Origin of the sequence: Flavobacterium facile (assembly GCF_036321945.1) — a bacterium.
Lineage (GTDB): Bacteria > Bacteroidota > Bacteroidia > Flavobacteriales > Flavobacteriaceae > Flavobacterium > Flavobacterium facile.
Genome location: NZ_JAZAYT010000033.1, coordinates 157,466 through 180,534 on the forward strand (window position 1 = coordinate 157,466; position 23,069 = coordinate 180,534).

Here is a 23,069-nt window from a genome sequence, read left to right on the forward strand (position 1 = left end):
ATTTCTCAAACTTACAAATTTAAAATGGTTGTAACAATAGTTATTTCTATCAGATTTTCACCTCCGTTATTTTTTCTCACTTCCAAAAATAAAATAACAAAACCTGTTATTTTTTCTCGTTTCAATAATAAAATAACACAATCCGTTATTATTTTTTTTCTTCAAAAATAAAATAACAAGAAATTTGGCGGCATTTTTGATTTGGAAATTTTATCTAAAACTAAATGGTATGCAAAAGGGAAAAACAGTAAGTAAGCTATTAGGCCTGAAACAAGAAGAATTGGCGATGCTTTTAAAGGTAAGTAAAGGACAATTAGCCATGTATGAAACAGGGAAAAGAGAATTGCCAGTTTCAGCCCTGTTATCACTCGTACCCATGTTTCAGTTTCTAAAAGAAGAAAGGTTGAAGTCGTGTAGTGCGGAAATATTGAAATCGCAAGCGGAACAACAGAAAAAAGTATTGGAGCATTTGCTAAGAGAGAATAAATACTTTCAAACCGAAGTGAGTAAAAAACTTGAAATGGCGGAGCGCAAGTATCAGGCGAATATGTCGGCTATACATCTCATGCAGTATTTAGAAAATGAAGCCACTAAAAAAGGGGAAACACCAGATGATCTTTTAGAACTAATTGAAGGTAGAGCAGCATCAGATTTGAGAAAAAACAATTGAGGTGTGGTAACTAAGTATCAATTAGAATTAGAATTTTTACAAGCACAAGAAAAAATGCTTTTAAAAAAGCTAGGTTTATGATTTGGATTTACAATTTGAAATTTACGATTTACGATTTGTGATTTACGACCAAGATTGTTGAAGTGGTTTGTGTAAGATGCTTACAGCATGACAAGATTGTGGAAGTGGGTTTTTGATTTTTGATTTACGATTTACGACCAAGTTTGTGGAAGTGGTTTGCGGAAGTGGATTATGAGATTCCTCCTAAGGTCGTAATGACAAACTTTGCGCATAGCTATGTGAACTATTTTGAGCGAAGCGCCTTTACTCACAAACTAAATCATTTTCTATGTGTTTAAAAAAAACTTATATGACTTATATGTTTAGAAAATTACGATTTACGATTTACGACCAAGATTGTGGAAGTGGTTTGCGTGAGATGCTTTAACTTCGTTGAATCTTCGATTTCATCATGACAAACTCTGCGTATAAAAAATCCTTTTTATCTTTTAAATCTGCGTGAAATCCATCACCACAATACAATTATAAAGAAATCCGCTACATCTGCGTTCCTGTTTTATTTCCCGATACAATATCTAACTTCTCTTTATTGGTAAGGGTTGAAGAGGGTAGAGGTGTACTCTGGGTGTTAAAAAATTAGATAAATAATAGTTAAAAATTATTTTTTATTATTTCTTCAAAATCCTCTTTAATGAACTCCCAGTATTTTCCTTTGTAGCAAATTGGGTCAAAATCATCATCTGCTTGGTCAAAATTAGTGAAATTTTGAATAATCAAATCTTTATCATGAGTATATGGATAGCGTTGCTCATGAAATTCTATCATTTGCGTGATGTTGTAAGAGTCCAATAAATCGTGTAAATCCCAGAAGTCTTTTTTTCGACCACCTCTTTGAATAACATCTACTTTCATAGCAATAATTTCCTCAATGGTAGCCATTCTTATACCATCTTCTTCTATAAATGGTTGAATATAAGTATCAGTATAAAATATATCTAATTTTACTGTATTGTCTTTGTCTTCTCCAATAAAATATGCCTTTCCCATTGCAGGCGGAACATCTAAAAAATCAACATATTCAAAATTGTTTTTCAAAAAGTTTTCAATCTCATTAAAATTTAATGTACCATATTCTACATCACTAAATAAATCAATATCAATGGATTCTCTATGTCCTATTTGTAAACTTAATGCAGTTCCACCAACCAATCTGAATTGAGAAAATTCCTCGGCTGCCATTAATTTTAATAAACTACTTTTAAGTAGTTCGTTTACAGTATTGTAATATATCATTTTACTTATTGTAGATAGTGTAAGGTAAGTTATTTTGATTTAAAGCTATTTTGATTTTTTCTTGTCCATAGAAACGAATAATTTCTTTTCTTTCGGTTTCATTGCCTCTTTCAAATATGCGTTGAATAACAGCTCTATACTGTTTTGACCAGTCTATTTTATTAATATCTGTATCCCAAAATAATGATTTTCTTAATTTAGATAGGCTAGGAGAGATTTGTTTTAATTTACTTTTCTCTTCATTTATATCAAAATAGGTTTGAAGTAGTGCTAAAGTTCCTTCTTCTAGACCAAGTCTTTCTTCAATCTTTAAAGCCAACGCTGTATTTAGTTTTCTTTTGCCTTTTGTGATTGCATTAAGTGTTTGAGGATGTTCACCTATAGACAAGGCAAAAGGACGTTGTTGGAGCGCTCTTTTTTTAAATTCGCGATCCAAAATAATTCCAGGATGTATTCCTTTATATTTTTCTAAATAGGTTTTCATAATACAAATGTAAACATTTTTGTTTACATAACGCAAAAATGTTGCCAGAGTTTTGAAAACTAAATAATCACCGCAAATTATGCGGTGATTAGAGGATTTATTCACCGCAAACTTTTATTAAAACGTTGTTTTTTACCGCTATGGCAGTAAAATAATAACGTTTTTTCTGATTTTAAAACTTCAATATGTATTGAGCTTATTGTTTTGTTATTTATAAGGTAAAAATATTTAATTTCGGCTAAAAATATAATTATGAGAAAGGCAATCGTTTATGTCCACAACAATAGAGCAGGGGTGCTGACTGAAGTTTCTCCAGCTGAATATTATTTTGAATATGATAATAATTATGAAAGTGAGCCAGTTTCTTTAACTATGCCTATAAGTCAAAAAAAGTATAGCTATAATTCATTTCCACCTTTTTTTGATGGATTACTTCCTGAAGGCACAATGTTAGATGGATTATTACAAAATACTAATTGCGCCCCTAATGATTACTTTTCTCAATTAATAGTTGTTGGAGGTAATTTGGTTGGTGCTGTAACTATTAAATTAATGGAAGAAGTTTAGTTGTTTAATCAAATGCAAAAAGTATTTCCAAAGCAAAATCGTTTAATAGATATATATAATATCTTCACCTAAAATTATTTCAATTTCACTAATTGTTTTAGTCGTAAAATTATGTGTACCTGTGAGCCATTTACTTATTTCAGATGGCTTCTTATTCAACATACTTGCTAAATCAACTACTTCTAATCCACGTTCTTCTAATATTGCGTGAATTTTATTAGCAATTGCTGAATTTTTCTCTACTAGTTTAGCGATTTCTGGATTACCATTTTCTTGTAGCCAATCGCTGATGATATTGTTTTTTGGAAACTCCATTATTTAAAGACATAATTTAAAATTTGATAAACAGTTTATCAAAGTGAAATCGTTATTTTAATATTAATGAAAATAGTGTTTTGAAATATAATCAAAGTTTCATTAATTTGAAGTAATGGATGGAATGTAAAAGAGTAAAATTATTTAATTATATTTAAATCAACTTTTGAAAAATTGATTCACTTATAACACTAGCGTCTTTTAATACAGTATCTTCAAGTATTTCAACAAAACCTAATTTACATTTTTTTTCCAGTCCATTATAATGGAATTTACCAAATTTGGTATCTTCTTGATTTACTTTAGGATATAATAACATACTTTTTTCTGCTTTCCAATGAAGATTATAAGTAAACATTTGCTTTAAATCATCATCAGATGGTTTTTTAGTGTCTATTATTTTCCATTTTGTATCAATTACAAAAGTTTGATTATCATCCGAAGTAATTACAATATCAGGTCTAATTGTTTTATGTTCCCAAAATTTATCAGAGTTTTGGTAAGACACACTATAACCTTCCTTTTTATGCTTTTGTAATATTCTATAAATGTATTCTTCCCATAACTTATTCATATCAAATAACAACGTTAGCATATTGTCATTACCTGAATTCAAATTAGGTGAATAATTTAAAATAATCATTTTAGCAATATCTAAAGCTCTGCTATAAGATACCGAATTTCTATTTAATATTACTTTATCAAAATGGCTTTTATTAATATTAACTTCTTGATAATCTTGAAACTGAAATAATAGTCTGTTTAATTTATCTTTAAATTCATTATTCAGTAAATCCTTTAAAATGATTAATCCTTTGAATAATATTTGATGAATTAAATGGTCTTTGTCATAAACTTGATGCTCACAATAGAAGCGTTCTTTATGAATTACGTTTTTTTGAATGTTATGTGTAAAAACAAGTTTACCCTTTAAAGCTAATTGATTACTTTGAACTCTTCTATATTTTTTAATTAATCCTTTCTTTATTAGAATTTCAATTTCATTAAGATACATTTCAAAATAAATGTCCAGGATCGAATTATATTTTTTCTTTAAATTAGTTTCTGAAACATTATCGATATTTATGTGTTTACAAACTTTAAGCATTTGAAGTAATACACTTTGCCAAGTTCCTTTATCGGGATTATCATTTTTATCAGCTTTTGGAAGTATTTCAATGGTCAAACCACCAATTTGAATTACTCCAACATAACTATTAAAAAGAATTCCTTTATGAACTATTGTAAAGTATTTATTTTGATTTTTTTCATTAAAACGCACCATAGCATCAAATTGATTTTTAGAAAAACCAAATTCACCAATTTTTAATTTTTGGTATTCAAATACTTGAATAGGTTTTGTGTTACTCATAAATTGAGGTAAATGTTTTAGCTGTCCAATTATCAAATGATGTGAATTCGTAAACAATTTTATCAGTAAATGTGCTTATATCGTTATCCTCACCATATTTAAAATTACTAGGAAATTTTGGTTTAGTATCTTTATGTTTTATAAATTCGCCACCAATAACCAATCCAATTTTACCAAAGTCTCCAAAGAAATATTCTTCTAACAATGGAATAATACTATCCTTAAAAACCAATTTTAATTCATCAAAAGAATTTGTATTTATAAAAAATGAATGTCCTATTTGATGGTCTTTATCAATTAAAAGTTCGATTCTCTCATTAATATTTGTTAGTATTGAAATTAAATTAATTTCTTTTCCTTCAGAATCAGTAATTATTCCTTTTGAAATATGTTCAGAAATTAACAATTCAGGTTTTGAAGGCATTTCAATAAATGAAAATCTTCTCCTTAAAGCTGTATCTAAAGCTTCTACGCTTCGGTCGGCAGTATTCATTGTTCCAATAATGTGTAAATTATCAGGTACAGAAAATTTATCATTAGAATAAGGTAAGTCAACGACTAAAGTTTCTTTATTTGGCTTTAAAACTCCTTTTCTTTTATCTTTTTCAAGTAGCGTAATTAATTCTCCAAAAATAGAAGAAACATTACCTCTATTTATTTCATCAATAACTAATACATATTTTTTTGGTTCTTCAATTTTAGTTTCTTTTTTGAAGTTTTCATTAAAAGCTTCAATTTTAACATCATCATTATAAAATTGATAAATGGTTTGTTGTGATATTTCTTTACGTATAAAAATATCAGTTGTAGAATTCATATTAGTTGCTAACCATTTTACTTTTCTAAATTGATAATTATCAATCTCTTTAGTATCATCATAGAAATATTCACTTTCTATAATTCCAATTGCATCAATAATTTTATTTCCTTTAGAAATGACAACGATATCTCCAATTTTCATTTTTTGGAAAATATAAACTGCTTGAATTACATATTTCGTTTCTTTAACTAAATCAGGAAAATCTTTTTTAAATTTATCACGAAATAATTTCCAATCCTTAATTTTATTTAGCTCAGTAAAATCTTTATCACCACCCCAACCAAGAAAGATTAAATTGTTTTTAATGCTCCAATTGTGTTTTTCTAATCTGTGTTTTCCACCTAAGCTCATTTTGTAGAAATCCTTATTTTGAAAATCAAAATTATCTATGACTTCAACTTTAGCTGTTACACCTTCAGCAAGTTGGCACATTTTTTTAAAGATTCCATTTTTGATTTCGTATTCAATTGATACTTCCTTTTTTTCTTTTTCATCATCTTCGTCATTTTCAACATCAGATTTTAAAACAGGCTTTATACCTTCAACAAAATCCTCATAACTAATACTTTGATGAAAGGTTGTAAAATTGATTTGTTCAGCCTTAAACAATGTATTATATCTATCAGTAATGAAATCTCTATCCTTATCTTTATAATCTTTACCATCAATAATCTCAACAGCTAATTTCTTAGTTGTATATGTTTTTCCTGTTCCAGGTGCACCAAATAAAATTTGATTGAGTGGTTGTGTCATTTTTGGTAAATTATTATTGTTGTAAAATACATTCTTAATATCGTTAAATCCATCAATATAAATTCCAGGTTCTATTTCAAAAAAATCTAATGTACCAGGATGTCTTAATAGATTAACTGGAAAATTAACATTACTTAAATCCCAATTGACCTTAAATTGACTAATTCTCCCACTTACAGAATAGTTTATTATAGTTCCTGTAGCATTAATAATTGGGTTTCCGTTTATGTAATCTATTATTGCTATTTTATTCCCAGAAGTAAATTTATTTAAATAAGATTCATAAGTGTTTCTCCTTAACTTATTGTTCCAAATTCCATTTTCAATAAAATAATTTAATTCATTACTATCTGTTACTTTAACTAAGGCATATTTAATTGATAAATCAATACCTGTTTCATTTTTAATTTGTTCTGTAGAAAAATGATAATAGTATTTATAAAGACTGTCCCAATTTTCACTTATAGGTTCATAAAATTGAAGTTGATATACGTCGAAAAATTCCAAACAATCATAAATAAAAATATTAAAATCCCCATTTAATAATACCTTTTCAGATAGCTCTTCTAATTCATCAGCAATTTCTATACTTAAGTCATTTAATTTTAACCAATTAATAAATAATAGCTTTCTTTTATTTGCTATAGAAATTTCTAAATTATTTCCATTTTCATAATCTCTCCAAAGTTTATGAGAAAAAGCAAAATAGTCTTCATCACTCTTTTTTAAATTCAAAAGAAACTTTTGAAACACAGAAGTAGGGGTTTTTTTATAAAAATTAAAACCGTTTTTTATGGAAAGAAATTTTAAAGCTTCATACTTAAAGATATTTAATACGCTAAAATCACTATATAAAAAAGCAATTTTCCATTTATAAGCATCTCCTAAATTTAATTCATCAATTTTTTCAAGATTGTTTTTATTTACAGCATCAATAATTTCTAAAATGATATTTTTTATTGATTGAAAAGCTTCTTCTTTAGTTTCGCCATACTTAATAAACCAAGCATAAACTCCATCAGTTTTTCTATTATCTGCATCTACTGACTTGCTTATATTACTTCTTTTGTAAATTCCAAACTTATAAGACGAACCACCTCCAAATCCACCCAAAGTTGTAGACTTGCTTTCAAGCCAATAGCAAAATGAATTATCTTTTTCTAGATTTGTGTATTCTTCAAGAGTCATTTGTTTTACTTTCTCTTCACTCCAAATAGAAAGAAACTCTTCTTTTAATTTATATAAATTTTCCATTATTGTTTTAATCTGTCAATTATTCCTGATGTTGGCATTGTTGGTGATGAATCTTCTTTTAGCAAACCAGAATCAGCTCTACTAAAAAGTGATTGTAATATTAATTGTCTATCATTATCAGTAACACTAGTGTCTTGTTTTAAGGCTAAATAAAAATGTGTTAACTGTTCTCTTTCTTCAGCATCTCTTGATAAATGATAAGAACTAAACGTAAGCCTAGCGAGTATCTTTATTCCATAAGCTAATAATGATACCATCGTAACTAATATAATAGACCATTTTATAGCTGTTACTTTATCTTCAAATACTTTTAGCAACATACCATCTGGTATTTGGAATAATAAAATAAATAAACCATTTGCTGCAAAAACAATCAATATTATTAACCAAATCAAAAATTTTTGTCCGTCACTTTTTAATACTTTACCTCTCTTTTTCCAATATTCAGCCGGAGCTTCTAATCTTAATTTTTCTCGATATAAATCTTCATTTGACTCTATACTATCTTTAGAATCTTTGAAGAATCTATCAAATCCTATTTGAATCCCATTAAACCATTCTTCATAGGCGGAATTTTTATCTTCCTTTAGTTTGTTAACTGTTTCAAAATGATTGGTTAAATTATCTTTAGCATCAGTTATGTAACCATTTAATTGTTGTTCAGCTTCAACTATATACTCATTATACTTTTCTCTAATTTTTGCTAAACTAATTTTCTCATTATTTCTTCTGTGATGTATTTCGCTTTCGGTTTGATTTTTAAACTCATAGCTAAATAAAATTCCAGTTAAATATTCTCTATTATTACTATTTAAACTAACTGTATTGTTAGTTAAATAATCAATTGCTCCTTGAACCAAATATTTATCTTTATTGTTTAATTTAATTATAAAATCAGTTTCTGCAGAATCATACAAAAAAATATAATATTGATTTTGATACTTTTCACCAGAAAAATTAGAATTTAAATTATTCCATTGGTAATCAAACTGCTGAAGATTGTTTTCACTAAAATAATCTGTTAATCTTATAACATTTGATTTAAATGATTCAAAAAAAGTTTTAGAATTCCTTAAATACTCTGGGATATTTTCATATTGATTCCATCCTTTAACTTGAGTAAGTGTAAATTTATAAATGGATTCAATTCCCTCCAATTCAATTTTTGAATCAAGGTGTGAGTAGTTTAAAACCATTTTTATACCTCTCAATTTATCTTTGATTGAGCTTTCATTTACAAATTTTCTAAAATCTTTTAACTCCATTATCTTATTGTTTTAACTGAATAATCATCTTCTTAACTTTTTGATTAGGATTTATAAATTCTCAGCTTCTCCTTCGTTATTAACAAACTGTGAAAGCCCTTGGTCTATAATCATTTGAACATCTTCTATTGATTTAATATCTTTAATATGTTCATATTTTGGATAAATTTTCTTTAAGATATTTTTAAATTGATTTATATTTATGTTTTTATCATTCATTTCTAAAGACATAGTTATTTCATCTTTTTGAGATAAGTATGGCTCATATAATCTATGGTAAGAATTTCCAATTGCACCTGAAAAAGGAAATAATATTGGTTTAATTCTACCACCATGAAGAATTTGATCTACGGCAATGCCTGGATAGGGGTCAATGTAAAAAATAATTCTAATTCCTAATTGATAAGCTTTTTTTGAACATAATTCACAAGGACTTGCAGTTGTAAAAAGTATTCCATGTTCAACTCCTAATCCACCTGATTTTGTTAATTGGAGCATAGCATTTTCTTCAGCATGTAAAGACCTTGTATGGACTTGATTTGATTCTCCTTCATAATGATTATGAATTGATTTAAAACAAAAAGAACAATTTTTTCCATTTAGTTCCTCTTTTTTAGCTTTATAATCTTTTTCAAAATAATCAATAATCGCTTCTTTAAAATTAGAGACAGTGCTATTTTTATATTTATAATCTGATGTACTTGTTGGGTTTCCTTTTTCAAATTCACTATAATGAACGCTATCTTTGATGTTGTCACTAAAATAGTCCTCTACATTTCTTAAATTACAAGGTGTATGACCTTTAGCAACATCATTCCAACCTATGGATTTTGCTACAAAATTTTTATCAGTAATAACTGCACCTACTTGTCTTGATATACAACCTGAATTCAATTTTGCTGTGTAAGCTATCTGCATATTTCTTTCACTAGCACTCGGAGTTATTAAGCCTGGCTGATAAATTAACGAAATAAGTTTCATCAATTGCTCTTCTCTTGTCAAAAATGTATTTGCAATTTTTTCTTTTTCAATCAAATTTGCACCATTTTCTATTTCAAACAATTTAACGAAAGTATCTATTTGATCAACTTTCAAATTAAAAATATGGTAATCACTTTTTTGAATACAATTTTCAACATTAGGTGAAGTAAATATCCCTTTTGAAAAATCTTTGTTTTTGTATTCAGTTTCATCTAAATCGATTAATTTTTCTATTAATTCAAAACGCTCATTATCATTAGGGATTTTTTTAAGAAATCTTTCATCTAATCGTTCCCTTGAATTCTCAATAATATCTTTAGTTGCAATCATATAAAATGCAGAATAGCGCTCTTTAAAAAAAGTAATCTCTAATGAATTTCTAAGTGAATCGATTGCAATTTTTGTTGATTTATTTTCTAAATCATTGAATTTTTTTCTTGCCTTTATTATTTTATTTATTAACTCAGCAATTGTATATACATTATTTGGATCAGTATTATTGTCAATAGCAGATTTTTTTGACATTCTAATATTGCAAGAAATAGAATGTAATAAACATGTTCTCCTAAAATAGTTTCCATCAGCTTCAAGAACATACATGAAATCATTTGTAAATTCAATAAATTTTTCGCCAAAAAAAATGTTATTCAATATGAGTAAACTTTCACTTTTTTTTATTTTTTCAAAACTAACTAGCTCATCTATTTCTACCAATAAAGTTTTATACTTTGTAAAAACTATTTCTAAATCAGCAAACTTTTTTTTAACTAATTCTTTATTATCTTCAACTCTAGACTCCCTATAATATTTATTTAATAGATTACTGATTTTTAAGAAATTACTTCCTGTTTTTTTTATTATATATAATAATAAAACTTTTTTATACTCAATAATATCATATTGTTGCCAATTATTTCCATGAGATAAATAATTCTTTGTAATTTCAAACTTTCTTTTAAATACTGGGTCAGAAAAACTTTCAGCATCTCTAAGACCTTTACTTAAATTATTAAAATCTTTACTTAATAAATCTGAAATTTGTGAGCATCCAGAGCCAGTTCTTCCAGTAAGTCCAATTATTGTAAAATCTGTTCTGTGTTTATAGAGTTCTTTTAATTTCATTTTTTTTTAATTTCAATTATATATTTTTTATCATTACTTAATCCATACAATTTAAAAACCGTTTGGTCTATTTCTTTAACTGTTTTGTTAATTTTTGCATTTAATCCTTTTACTTTTTTACTTTCATTTCTTCTCTAATAGAAAGAAAATCTTCTTTTAATTTCATATGAATTTTTCATGCAATTATTAAATTCTTTAAACATTAGGCCAAATCTTTTTTATTTCTAAACACATGCTTTCAATTTCTTCTAATGTTTTTTCGATTTTTTTTGGAGCAGAAATTATACTATTAGCAAAAACATCAAGTGAAAAACATAATTCAGGTAGAACTATTATTTCATCATCTTCAAAAATTAAGTCAAGGTATTGATAAATACAAGTTGCTACATACTTTGATTGATCTCTGTCAAAAAGTTCTGATTTAGAAACATGAAGTTTTAAACCACCTAAAAACCATTTATCCCCAATTTGTACTTTAATAATTAAATCTGGTGAAACAAGTATTTCAACTTCTGAAACAAAAAACGATCTAATTTTTTGCTTTGGAAGTATTTCATATTTATTATCTTTCAAAATATTAGGCAAACTCATTTTTATATAACGCTCCATGGCATCAATTGAAACAGTTTTGTCATTTTTTTTCCATGGTGTATCTGGATTTCTTTGTTTCAATTCTTCAATTCCTTCCAAAACAGGAATCATATCACCTCCATTACCAATAGCTTTTTTTATTCTAGCCTTTGCCATAACATATCTTCCCACTAATATTAATGGTGGATTTTTCTGTTGCTTAACAATTGCTCTTTTACGGGCATCTGTAACCTTTGAAAAAGTAGCTAATTGGTTTATTGAAATTTTATATTCTGCCATAATTGTAGATAGATTTATTTTCTTTCTAAATCAACTATCATAGGTATATTAGACTTGATAGCCTTTCCAGTAACAATAGCATGATATTTTTTTAAATTTGGTAAAGCTTGTACTAAATCTTTTCCAATATAATTTCCTAAAAAAGTAAAACTTGTTTCATCAAATGCTTGAAAACAAATTATTGTATTACATTGAGTCAAAACAGTTTTAGAAACATTGGCTGTTCTCTGGGCTATAACAAAAAGTCCAACTCCATATTTTCTACCTTGTAAAGCAACTTGCCCCATTTTATTAACAACCGCCTTGCTATTAAAATCATTTACGCCAAGAAAATTCGCTTCAGGTATTATTGTATGAGCTTCTTCAAGGACTAAACAAATTTTCATTGGATTACCAGCTTCATATGCTTCTTTTGCTTTATTGAAAATTGTACTAATAAAAGATTCTGTTGATTCAATTACCGCAACAGTATTACTCATAGTTGGAAGTTCAACTAAACCAATTTGTTTATTTTCAGGTTTAAGAAAATCATCTAAATTTTTTCTGTTTAAAGATTGTAAATCCATACTTCTTTTCCATTCTCCTGTGAAATCAATGCAAATAACATTTGTGCCACTGTCGTTTAATGAATTAATAATTTCTCGGGCAAGAAAAGATTTTCCAGAACCTGTTATTCCTAATAAAGCAGTATGATGACTTACTGCTTCTTCTAAATTAATTATTGAAGGTAAGGAAGTGTTTGGAATATTTCCGAGTTTAAATTCGGGATAAGTAATTTCTTCTACTTGATAATCCTTGGTTTCAGCTAAAAATATTGGCGTATTAATTTCTGGAATCCAACCAAATTTTTCAAATGAAGAATTTATTTCATTCCAAATACCTAGTTGAATTGCATCACCAATAATAAATCCTGATTCATTTTTGTTTTCCAGTTTTTCGTATTCTGTAAAACCTCCAACAATCTGATAAAAAATCTTTTTTTCTTGCGATTGAAGCTCAATTAAATCACCTTCTTGAATATTGTTGTTTTTCTTTGAATATTCAAACTTAATATTACCGATTTTACTACCTTCAACAATAACACCTACAAAATTATTTATATCTATCGTTTCATTATGAAGTTTTAAATCATTTGAAGATAACTTATATACTATGTTTTTTTCATACTTTTTATTTTCAATACTTGAATCTAAGCATAATATTTTTGCCCATTTTTCTGAATTCAACTTATATGTATCAAAAACAAATCCCTGATTAATTAAATTATTCTTGTTTTGAGAAGATTCTTTAAACTTTACTAAATCAAACTTTTGAATGTCGTTTTTATCTTCAAATAATTTCACCAAATACATATTATTTGATTGAATACTAAAAATACTTCCAATTTGATTAATGTCTTTTTTAGTAAATTCCATAGTTAATTTACTATGCAATGATTTCGGGTTTATTATCAATATTAATCCCCACAAAATAATCATTACAAAAAAATAATTTACTCCAAATTCTTTATCTAAGTCATATTTATATAAAAAAATTATAGAAATAAACACTAAAGAATATATTATTTTTCCAGTAGCAATTATTGAAACTATTGTCCTGATTTTTTCCGCAATTTTGTTTTTTGTGGATTCAGAACTTTCATTAGTATCATGCAATGCTAAAGAAATTAATGCTAATAAAAAGCATAAAAACACAAACCAAAAGGTATAATACCATACAGAACTATCCTTAAAATCGTTTTTAATTGCTATGTACGAGATTAGCAGAGGTATTGTATTTGTAATAATATTTTTAGGAGATGTATAAAATGGTTCAACAAAAATTATAGAGAACAAAAGCAATAATAATCCAGAATAAAACCAAGTATCTTTTGTGTTAGTGCTTGGTAATACACTTGATGTATAGAAGTAATGAATTATGAAAAATAATAACGTAAAAGCTATGGCTAATATGAATCTATTTGACAGGTAAAATATAATTTTTTTCAAAATATTGTTTTTTTATATACACTTGGTTACTTCTTCCCCTTCTTCTCCTTAACAAACAACCCAGCAGTATATTTTTCATACAACTCAAACAAAAATTCCATGCGTTTTGCTTCGCTAGTAAATGCTTGTTTACTGTACGCTGTATCAACGGCTTTGTCTAATTCGTTATGAGCTTTAACTAGAGTAGGAGGCATGGTTAATGGACTATACAAGTCTGCTAATGAACTATTAGGAAAAGAAGCTCTAACGTCTAAAACATTTTGTGCTTTTTCTTCAATAGTTTTTATTTGTTTTTCAGATGGATTTTCTGGCCAAGGGTAGTTATTATATATAATACTCGCAGAATATCTAAAGTCACTTTTCAATCTTCCTCCAACAGATTTTACCCATGCCATGTGCATTAGTGAAGTTAAAATTCCGAAATAATATGAATTAGCATTTGGTAATACATACAATTGGTTCGAAGCAATTACATTTGGACTTAAAAAGGCAATTGGAATATATTTTCTATTTTCAGAAGAAACAGTTGGAAAAGCTAAATAATCTGTATTTGGTTGTCTAATCTCTGCAAAAATAGAAGGTGTTTGAGCTAGTTTTTTTGTGTTTGTTCTGTTACTGTTTTCTCTCCATTTTTTTACTAAATCAACTTTGGTTTTAATGATGCTATTATTTTTTATATCAATTGGATCAGCATTTAATAACCAAAGACAATATCTTTTTTCCGAATGTAATAATTCTCTACCACCAATAAAAGGCCTAATTAGTTTTTCAGAATTATTGTTTTGAATTAATATAGAATTCTTTTCTTCTTCCGATAATGTAAAATTACCATCATCTAAAGCGAAACTTCCATAAATGATTTCAGGAACATTACAAATTGGCTTTTTTCTATTTTGTACAGTAATATCTTTACCTTCAACTAAAAAAGGATTTATGTTTTTTACCTTAATTTCATGAGGTACTCCTTTTATGTCTTCGTATTCAAATATTTTTTTAGAAGTGATATCAAAATTTCCAAAACCAATAATAACACAATGAACAGCTGCATTTCCTTTTGCTTCATTTCTCCAATTAAAAGTTCGATGTGCAAAATGAATTTTAATGTGATATTTATTAAATAACAAATTCCATAAAAGACCAACTTGTTCACCTTGAACAATTGAATTAGTTGATACAAATGCAGTGCTTATTTTTGTGTTTTCTATATATTGAGCTGCTTTTAAATACCATGCAGCGACATAATCTAAAACTCCAGCACCTTTTACATCTGAAAAAAGTTTTTCCATATCAACTTTCTGCTCAGGTTTCTGTTCTTTTTTTCCAATGAATGGTGGATTACCAATAATATAAGATAAATCATTTTTTGAAACTACTTCTTCCCAATTAACTTCTAATGCATTACCATGAACTATTTTAGCAGATTTTTTTAATGGTAAACGAGCAAAATATTGTCCAAATTCATTGCTAATTTGCATGTTCATTTGATGGTCAATTAACCACATAGCTACTTCGGCAATACGGGCTGGAAATTCTTCATATTCAATTCCGCACATCATATCAACATTCAACCAAATAATACTTTCAATTTCTGTTACATACTGGTTTTTATATTGGGCTCTTAATATTTCTAACTCTAATAAACGTAATTCTCTATAGGTAATAACCAAGAAGTTACCACAACCGCAAGCTGGGTCTAAGAATTTTAATTGACTAATTTTTTTATGGAATTCAGGAAGCTTGTTTTTGTTTCCTTTTATAGTTTCAAAATCTGCCCAAAGTTCATCTAAAAACAAAGGTTTAATTAGCTTTAAGATATTACTTTCACTAGTATAATGTGCTCCTAAGTTTCGTCTTTCTTTAGGATTCATAACACTTTGAAACATTGAACCAAAAATAGCTGGTGATATTTTACTCCAATCGATGTAACAACATTCTAATAGGGCCTGGCGCATTTTACTATCAAAACTCGCCATTGGTAATATTTCCTCAAATAATTTTCCATTAACATAAGGAAAATCGTTTAGTTGCTCATCAAGGTTTTTAAATCGTTTGTCTTTTGCTGTATTTAAAACCTGGAATAATTCTTGAATTTTAGAAGCTAAATCACTTCCGTCTTCAGCGGTTCTATCTTCAATATAATCTTGAAATTGTTGTTTTTCAAAAATGGTAGTGTCTTCTGCAAACAAGCAAAATAAAATTCTAACTAAATATACTTCTAATGGATGTCCTTCATATCCAATTTCTTCTAATCGGTCGTGAAGTTTACCCATCAATTCAGCAGCTTTAACGTTCGCTGGATCTTGTTCTTTATAGGTTTTCTTTTGATACCCTAAAATAGAACCAAAACTTTGAACATTCAAAACCAATTCATCTAGAGTGAATTCTAATGTGGTTTGTTCTTCTGTATCGTAAAGTCTGAAAATATGAAAATCACAAACTAATACATATTTAGGTAGTTCATTTTGCTTTAATCCGTGTGTGTAGTCGATAGCTTGTTGAAAAGCTTTATCCAGGTTTTTACCTCGACTTTTCATTTCAACTAAAATAGTTCCTTTCCAAAGTAAATCGATATAACCATCTGCATCTGATAGTTTTTTTACTCTATGCTCAAAGGTTCCAATTTTTTTACGAGTAATTCCAAAAACATCAAAAAAGGCGTCTAAAAAGGGTTTTGCATCAGCTTCTTCGTTAGTTGTATCTTTCCATTCTTTAGAAAATTTAACTGCTCTGTCTTTAATTTCGTTCCAGCTTAATGCCATTATATTTTATTTTTTATTGTAAATGTAGGATAAGTTTTAATACAGGTTTTACGGAAAACCGTATTCAATTGGGGAGTTCTCAAATTTAGAAAAGTATTTTACTTTTAAGAGTAAATTCTGACATAAGTTATCAACATTATAGTAACAAAGGAAATCATAAGAAATCAAAGACAATCAATAAAATAATGTTTTTATACGTGTTTTATTTTGTCTATTTTTACACCAGAAAATATTTTTAATCGCGTAAGCTGTTAAGTTGGAACACGGAAAACTAGGAATCTTCTGAAAACATCCAAATTTAATAGGCTTACGCCTGTGCAAAATACTTGCGTGGGCGTAGTCTTCTGGATGTTGGGTCTCCTAGTACCTCTGTGTCGGTTGGCTATTGCTTCACGCATTTTTTTGGTACTTATGAAAGAAAAAGCAACAAAAAAAAGCAGTAAAACTGCTTTTCAAAAAATTCTAAACTATTTATTGTTTCAAGATTTTAATAGTCCAGACTTTAGTCCAGGGCTTGTAAATCTATCTAAAAATTTTATTGAGAGCAACAAAACTGGTGCATCAACTGACGAAGTCCTGAATTCAAAATTAATTGACATATTTAAAATTCAATTACTTAACCTGGACTATGAAGATAGAGGAGAAATCATTGATACCATATTAGACGACAAAAATAGTTATGATGTATTATTGTTTTTTTTCGCAATGGAAATTGAAAAACAATTCAAAAATAAGCCTGATAATATTCAAGCTGAGTTCTTAAAAATGTTACTTTATTATCAATCAGACAATCAATTGAATATGTTTATTCTTATCTATTTCAAATTATATTTCGTTGATTTGTATGAATCTAAATTTTCAATATTTTTTCAGATTTCAGAACAAGAATACAAATCCATTTTGAAAATTTACACTACAAAAAAATTACCGCTTAAATAAATTTAAAATATTATTTCAAAGAAATTAATTCTAAAAATTCACTTTCACTCATTTCGAAAACAATTTTATTTTTTGAACTAAAAGTTGATTTTTCAACAGAGTAAATTTTACTTAATTTAGTAAGTTTGTTTAAAATTCTGGCATTTTCTAATCTAATATTATCCTGTTCTTTTTTTAAGTTCATGTATTCATTTCTACTATCATTTAGTTTTTTTTCATATTTATCTGTAAGCAACTTTGTAACTTTATCTTCAGCCTCTTTTTGAATTTCATGATTATTTTCTGTAGGTTTTTTAAACTCATCTGAAAGCAATATTCTCTTTTTTATTGCTCTTAAATCACCCGTAACTTCTCCACTTATATATCTATAGATTGAATCAATTTTATTCTTTTCAATGTTACGCACAATTGCAATAACTCTATTATTATCTGAATTAAATTCAATCATTTTATCTTCTAATTTTTTCAAAAGTCCACCAAAACTTTGTTTTGGATTTACTGGATTTGTTTCAAAAAAATACATCATATCTTCAATTAAATGAATATTGGTTTTGTAACCAAATCTATTTTGTAATGTTACCCATCTGTCTGCTAAAGTTCCCGATAAACGGATGTCTTTATTTTGTGTCATTTTTTTCATTTCCGTATTGTTAAATTGTTGATTATAAATTAATTAAGTTATATTTCCGTATTATTTCCGTAAGATTCAAAAAACTAATGTCGTATTTACTTACAAAATTGAGTGTAACTCCATTTCTTCTTGCGTAACTTAAACCACCCTTATAAATGAGTATTAATAAGCCATTCATTTAAGTCTTTGAAGTCCTTATAGAATTCCCTACAATCTTTTGCATTTTTAAATTTTTCGAGAGTTGATTTTGTGTATAAACTACCTGCTTCATCTTGATCAAAATAAAGCTCAATTTCATCATAGTTTGATAAAATTTCATCACAACGATTTATCATTGCTATTGAATTAAGAATTAAATAATCACTTGATTTTTTTTTTAAATGTTTAAAAGAAATATAGTCAGTGAAACCTTCAAATATTCGGATATTTTTTTTGTTTTTATCACCTTTTACAATTAAAGTAATGTCTTTTTTTCCAATGCAAATTTTTGCATATTTGGAACGAATTTCAAATCCATTGCTACGATTTTGGAATCCAATTCCGAAATATTTTTTTCCATTTATTTCATAATGCACCTCTTTTAAATTTGATTCATTTTCGTAATGATAAATTTTTCTATTTTCTAAATATTGTTTTAAAGCAAAATGTTGTATTTCAATTACTTTAATTATGTTTACTTTACTTTCAGATTCACTAAAATTGGATACAATATTTTTTTGCTTTTGAAAAGAAAAAATAGATTCATTTGAATAATTTTCTAAGAATTTTAAAACTTCCGGAATCGTATAATTGAATTTAATTGCAATAAAATCTATTATGTTTCCGCCTTTCTGAAGTCCATGATCGTACCACATATTAATTTTAGTATTAATCTTAAAAGATGCGGTTCTTTCGTCACGAAAAGGGCTATAATAAAATTTATCAAATCCGTTAGTTTTTGATGGTACATAATTCATTTTTTCGAGCACTAATTCTAGTGGAATTTGCTTTGCTTTTTCTATATTCATTTTTAGTTTTATCTAAGTATTTACCGATTTTGCCTACCTACTTACCTAAATGAGTAAAATCAATTGTTTACAATAATTTTTAAAATTACCTATTGGTTACCTTGTTACCTATTATTTAAGGTAAGTATAGGTAGGTTAATTTATATATACTTACCTTAGAAAAGGCTTGATTTATATGGGTTTTGGTAAGTAGGTAAGTTAGGTAAGTAGGTTTTTTAATTATTCATTATTTCAACAGGACTAATATTAAATTTTGGTTTTGCTAAATATCCGTATACTTGCTTTTGTGGGTGCTTAATTCTACTAAATTTAAATCCACTTAATGCTTTGCCAATTCTTTCTCTATTGAGTTTTAATCCAAGTGGAATTAGTTTTGTCATTATCTCGGTTGCTGTATTGAAATGGCTTAAATTATCCGTTTTTTCGAAATATTTAATTACCATTTCTTGCTCAATTGTCAGACTGGTATATTTTTCATTTCTCTTTTCATTATCAATAATATCTTGCTGGGTTAATTCCGGTTCAAAGTCTTTGTCATGATAAGCCAAATAATAAGCTTGTGACCAAACATCATCAATCAATATTTCTTTGGAATAATTGAAGTCTATTCTTCCAATAACATCGAAAATAATCCATCTAACAGAACCAGTTTCATCAGTAAGAAAATCAACCATATTTGTAGAGCCTACAAAAGAGCAAATACGAGGTAGATTTTCAGCTCTGCGTTCGTAAGGAAGACGTTCGTTAATGAAAACCTTACTGATTAGAGATTTCAAGTAGTTTACTTCAGTTTTTCCAATAACAGATAATTCCTCCAGGTTAATGATTAGGTTCTTACACATCTTAACCCTAGAATCCTTGTCGGTTCCTATATCTTCAGCAATGTAATTAGACAGCTTTTTTGGAATGAATTTTTGGAAATAGGTTGATTTACCAGCGTGTTGGTCACCATTTGCGAGAACAAGACAATGTTTGTTTATTTTATCTTTTTCAAAAGCACAAATAACCGCTCTCGCAAACCATTTTTTCAAATGATAGGCAAATGCTTCATCATCATTAGTTTTTACATAAGAAGCAAGCTTTTTGATGTAATCAACTTGATTATTCCATTTTGGCAACTCTAAAAAATATTCTTTGATAGGATCATATCGTTCAATAAGGTTAGATTTGATTAAAATTTCGAGCTTATTATAATTGGTTTCTATGTTATTCCTGGTTAACTCAATTAAGAGCGAATTAAGATTTAACGACTCCCAATTATCATTTCCGCTAATATTTATTTCATAGTCTAACGAAATAGTATTGAACCGAATTCTATATTTAGAATTGATGTATTTGATAATTCTATCAAATATGGTATTTGATGCTATATCAGACTGATACAGCACATTTTGTGATTTGTTCTTCATACAATAAAAGAATTATTGTATATTTGCAACGCAGATATACAAAGAGATATACAAAATATAAGCACAATTGAACGGCGAATTCAATTGTGCTTTTTTACTTTCTGAAAGTTGTAGTGTAACTATTCGCTTTTTGCTCTAATTGAGATATTGAGCTTGATTTATTTTGTAATAACCATTCGTCAATTTCATTCTTTTGAAAGAATAGTGTTTTACCATTTGGTTTAGAGTAGGGGATTATGCTCTTATGAACCAATTTGTAAATATAACTGCGTGAGAAACCAGTGTAGTTAATTAAATCTTCTACAGTTAAAATTTGTTTTGCTGTGCTTACAATTAAAATTTCTAATTGATTTAGCTTTTTTAAGATTACATCGTTGCTTTCCATTGTTGTCTTTTTTTTAAGATTATGAAAGCAAAGGAAAGGATGGACAGAATTTTAAAAGTTGATAGATTAACAATGTTAACCTTATTTTTTAAAATGCTAACCTATTAAAAAAGTTGATTTAAAATTTCAATATTTTTTGGGCTAGTTGATTCAGATTTACTTGATGATGATGAAATTGATTTTGCAGTAACACTAATGTTTTTGTTTCCGAAAATAGCCAAAAATTTATTTAATGTAAATGATTTACTATTCATCTGTATTTTTTCGTGTAAGTATTTTGTTTGAATATTGTCTAATTCTAATTTAAATAGCCTTTGTTCAGGTAATTTTCCAGAAACAAGAATATCAATGAATTTTTCTTTATTTGGAATTGCTTCAAGGTCGTTTATGTTTTTAATTAAATTATTTTCTTTTAGTATGTCAAAGGTTTTTTCTAAAACTACTTTAGATAAATCAATTTTAAAATCATAATTTATTTCATCAAGTTTGGTTTCAATTTCAGGAATAATTTTTGTTTTAAAACTTTCTGACCAACTTAAAATCAATATTCTTGAAGAAATTAAAAATAAGAAAATAAGAATTACTTGTTTGAAAAATTCAGTATTATAATTATCATTTAGTTTGGAATAGGAATCAGCAAAAAATAAAATTGATGATAATATTATGGGTAGTAATGTAATGTGTATAGCTAATCTTGGTCTTTCAACCATTTTATCATAAGATTTATTTCTTGAATTGAACATGAAATAAATAAAGTTCTTGACGTATAACTTTACTATCCTTGATATAAAGTAGGTTAAGATTACAGATTTTATAAAAATTATAGATAAAATATAGTAAGCTAAAAAGGTATTGTCTGAGTAAAAAAAGTAAATATGGATAATGAAAATTAGTAATAAAGAGATTATCCAAATTCTGTTTTGATTTATTATTTTTTTCATTTTTTAAAATTTTAATTCAGGAATTAAGTTAGCAGCTTCTTTCATTTTTTTGTCAACGATCTTAGCGTAAATAGCTGTTGTTCTTATTTCTCTATGTCCCAATAGTTTTGATACCGTATAAATATCGGCTCCATTTTCAAGTAATTGAACCGCATTTGTGTGTCTGGCACTGTGGAAAGTGATGTGTTTTGAAATTCCGGCTTTATTACACCATTTGACAATTTCATTATTATAAGTAGCGCTATACTTTAAACCTTTAAAAACTCTTTCTGACTGAAGTTGCCTTTCTCCTAAGAGACTTCGAGCTTGAGCTGAAATATATAAGTATTCAACACCGTCAATTTTTTGCTGAATAAAATTTAATTTGCTTACATCATCATCTTCGTCTCTCACTTCAGACCAAACCAATTTATTTATATCAGACCATCGTAATCCACATAAACAAGAGAATATAAATGCTTTTTTTACAATTTCATATTTGCAATTAGTACTAGCTAAAGCTTGTAATTCTTGATGTGTTAAATATTCTCTTTGACTTTCAGCTTGTTCAAATGATTTTACTTTTGACGCATAGTTGATTGATAGATAGCCTTCGTCAAAAGCGGCTCTTAAGCACGCTTTAAATTTGTTGAAGTATGAATATTTTGAGTTTAATGATAAAGGGGTATCACTTTTTGTTTTAGCTTCTTGGTCAAAATAATTGCGAACTTTTTTTATAAAATTCTCATCGATTTCTTCAAATTGTAAATTTGGATTTATGCATTTTTTTAAATGCACTAAAGTAGCAGTCCAATTACCATAGTTTTTAGGTGAATTAATTTTTTCTTCGGCTTTTTCAATGAAAAAATCGAGAAAACATCTCTTTGATTTTGAAGTGTTTTTAATATCAAATTTTCCCTGAAAAAATTCAGCTTTTCTAATAGAAAAGATTTTTTCAGCAGTTATTTCAGTTTCTTTATTCTCTTTCTTTTCAGTAGCAGTTTTAGGATTTTGATGTAAATAAAGTTTTAAATATTCAAAATCCCGTATATGAATTCGCTTTCCCTCTTTATCAAGTTGGGAACCTTTGTAGTATTCAAGGTAAAGACTAAGTTTATCATTTTTAAGTTTTTTCTTTTTAAGTGTAATTTTCATAGGTGTACATTTTTACACCTTTTTTGTTTGAAGGTGTACATTAGATGAAACAAATGTATACATATGAGAAATCAAAAACAAGCGTAAAT

Annotated in this window: 19 protein-coding genes; 3 read left to right on the forward strand and 16 right to left on the reverse strand. The window is 27.3% G+C overall.

Features of this window, described 5'->3' with window-relative positions; all coding sequences use genetic code 11:
• Window positions 1-229: 229 nt before the first annotated feature.
• Complete coding sequence (locus tag UEQ13_RS09785) at window positions 230-670, forward strand: helix-turn-helix domain-containing protein (RefSeq protein WP_329806171.1); 441 nt, start codon at window positions 230-232, stop codon at window positions 668-670.
• 672 nt (window positions 671-1,342) lie between these two features.
• Here the strand turns inward: UEQ13_RS09785 and UEQ13_RS09790 are convergent.
• Window positions 1,343-1,984, reverse strand: a complete 642-nt coding sequence (locus UEQ13_RS09790; RefSeq protein ID WP_329806172.1) for a nucleotidyl transferase AbiEii/AbiGii toxin family protein — start codon at window positions 1,982-1,984, stop codon at window positions 1,343-1,345.
• 1 nt (window position 1,985) lies between these two features.
• Window positions 1,986-2,468: a helix-turn-helix transcriptional regulator gene (locus UEQ13_RS09795; RefSeq protein ID WP_329806173.1), complete on the reverse strand. Its 483-nt coding sequence runs from the start codon at window positions 2,466-2,468 to the stop codon at window positions 1,986-1,988.
• Window positions 2,469-2,720: 252 nt separating this feature from the next.
• Here UEQ13_RS09795 and UEQ13_RS09800 point away from each other — a divergent pair, with 252 nt between their 5' ends.
• Window positions 2,721-3,035 (forward strand): HipA N-terminal domain-containing protein, encoded by a 315-nt coding sequence (locus tag UEQ13_RS09800; RefSeq protein WP_329806174.1) that lies wholly within the window; start codon window positions 2,721-2,723, stop codon window positions 3,033-3,035.
• Window positions 3,036-3,077: 42 nt separating this feature from the next.
• On the opposite strand, the gene UEQ13_RS09805 is transcribed toward UEQ13_RS09800, so the two are convergent.
• The 8 genes from UEQ13_RS09805 to UEQ13_RS09840 all read right to left on the reverse strand — a co-directional run bounded on the left by UEQ13_RS09805 (window position 3,078) and on the right by UEQ13_RS09840 (window position 16,534).
• Window positions 3,078-3,350 (reverse strand): helix-turn-helix domain-containing protein, encoded by a 273-nt coding sequence (locus UEQ13_RS09805; protein WP_329806175.1) that lies wholly within the window; start codon window positions 3,348-3,350, stop codon window positions 3,078-3,080.
• Window positions 3,351-3,504: 154 nt separating this feature from the next.
• Complete coding sequence (locus UEQ13_RS09810) at window positions 3,505-4,722, reverse strand: McrC family protein (RefSeq protein ID WP_329806176.1); 1,218 nt, start codon at window positions 4,720-4,722, stop codon at window positions 3,505-3,507.
• A complete protein-coding gene (locus UEQ13_RS09815; protein WP_329806177.1) occupies window positions 4,715-7,549 on the reverse strand; it encodes an AAA family ATPase in 2,835 nt (944 codons plus the stop codon). The genes UEQ13_RS09810 and UEQ13_RS09815 overlap by 8 nt, the downstream gene beginning before the upstream one ends.
• A complete protein-coding gene (locus UEQ13_RS09820; protein WP_329806178.1) occupies window positions 7,549-8,814 on the reverse strand; it encodes a DUF6161 domain-containing protein in 1,266 nt (421 codons plus the stop codon). Before UEQ13_RS09820 ends, UEQ13_RS09815 begins: the two co-directional genes overlap by 1 nt.
• 51 nt (window positions 8,815-8,865) lie before the next feature.
• Window positions 8,866-10,917: a hypothetical protein gene (locus tag UEQ13_RS09825; protein WP_329806179.1), complete on the reverse strand. Its 2,052-nt coding sequence runs from the start codon at window positions 10,915-10,917 to the stop codon at window positions 8,866-8,868.
• 195 nt (window positions 10,918-11,112) lie between these two features.
• A complete protein-coding gene (locus tag UEQ13_RS09830) occupies window positions 11,113-11,787 on the reverse strand; it encodes a hypothetical protein (protein WP_329806180.1) in 675 nt (224 codons plus the stop codon).
• Between the two features lie 14 nt (window positions 11,788-11,801).
• On the reverse strand, window positions 11,802-13,775 hold the full coding sequence (locus UEQ13_RS09835; RefSeq protein ID WP_329806181.1) for an ATP-binding protein: 1,974 nt from the start codon (window positions 13,773-13,775) through the stop codon (window positions 11,802-11,804).
• 26 nt (window positions 13,776-13,801) lie between these two features.
• Complete coding sequence (locus UEQ13_RS09840) at window positions 13,802-16,534, reverse strand: class I SAM-dependent DNA methyltransferase (RefSeq protein WP_329806182.1); 2,733 nt, start codon at window positions 16,532-16,534, stop codon at window positions 13,802-13,804.
• Window positions 16,535-16,945: 411 nt separating this feature from the next.
• Between UEQ13_RS09840 and UEQ13_RS09845 the strand changes: the two genes are divergently transcribed.
• Window positions 16,946-17,473 carry a hypothetical protein gene (locus UEQ13_RS09845; protein ID WP_329806183.1) on the forward strand — a complete coding sequence of 176 codons (528 nt, stop codon included), beginning with the start codon at window positions 16,946-16,948 and terminating at the stop codon, window positions 17,471-17,473.
• Between the two features lie 10 nt (window positions 17,474-17,483).
• Here the strand turns inward: UEQ13_RS09845 and UEQ13_RS09850 are convergent, their stop codons facing one another.
• From UEQ13_RS09850 to UEQ13_RS09875, 6 genes are all read right to left on the reverse strand, one after another.
• Window positions 17,484-18,113, reverse strand: a complete 630-nt coding sequence (locus UEQ13_RS09850; protein ID WP_329806184.1) for a BfmA/BtgA family mobilization protein — start codon at window positions 18,111-18,113, stop codon at window positions 17,484-17,486.
• 140 nt (window positions 18,114-18,253) lie between these two features.
• Entirely contained in the window at window positions 18,254-19,111 is an 858-nt protein-coding gene (locus UEQ13_RS09855; protein ID WP_329806185.1) for a toprim domain-containing protein, read from the reverse strand.
• A 215-nt stretch (window positions 19,112-19,326) separates the two neighbouring features.
• The gene (locus UEQ13_RS09860) at window positions 19,327-20,520 is read right to left on the reverse strand and encodes a VapE domain-containing protein (RefSeq protein ID WP_329806186.1); all 1,194 of its coding nucleotides are present in this window, start codon (window positions 20,518-20,520) and stop codon (window positions 19,327-19,329) included.
• A gap of 94 nt (window positions 20,521-20,614) precedes the next feature.
• Window positions 20,615-20,905 carry a helix-turn-helix transcriptional regulator gene (locus UEQ13_RS09865; RefSeq protein ID WP_329806187.1) on the reverse strand — a complete coding sequence of 97 codons (291 nt, stop codon included), beginning with the start codon at window positions 20,903-20,905 and terminating at the stop codon, window positions 20,615-20,617.
• 104 nt (window positions 20,906-21,009) lie between these two features.
• Entirely contained in the window at window positions 21,010-21,846 is an 837-nt protein-coding gene (locus UEQ13_RS09870; protein ID WP_329806188.1) for a hypothetical protein, read from the reverse strand.
• 3 nt (window positions 21,847-21,849) lie between these two features.
• Window positions 21,850-22,980: a site-specific integrase gene (locus UEQ13_RS09875; protein ID WP_329806189.1), complete on the reverse strand. Its 1,131-nt coding sequence runs from the start codon at window positions 22,978-22,980 to the stop codon at window positions 21,850-21,852.
• Between the last annotated feature and the right edge of the window lie 89 nt (window positions 22,981-23,069).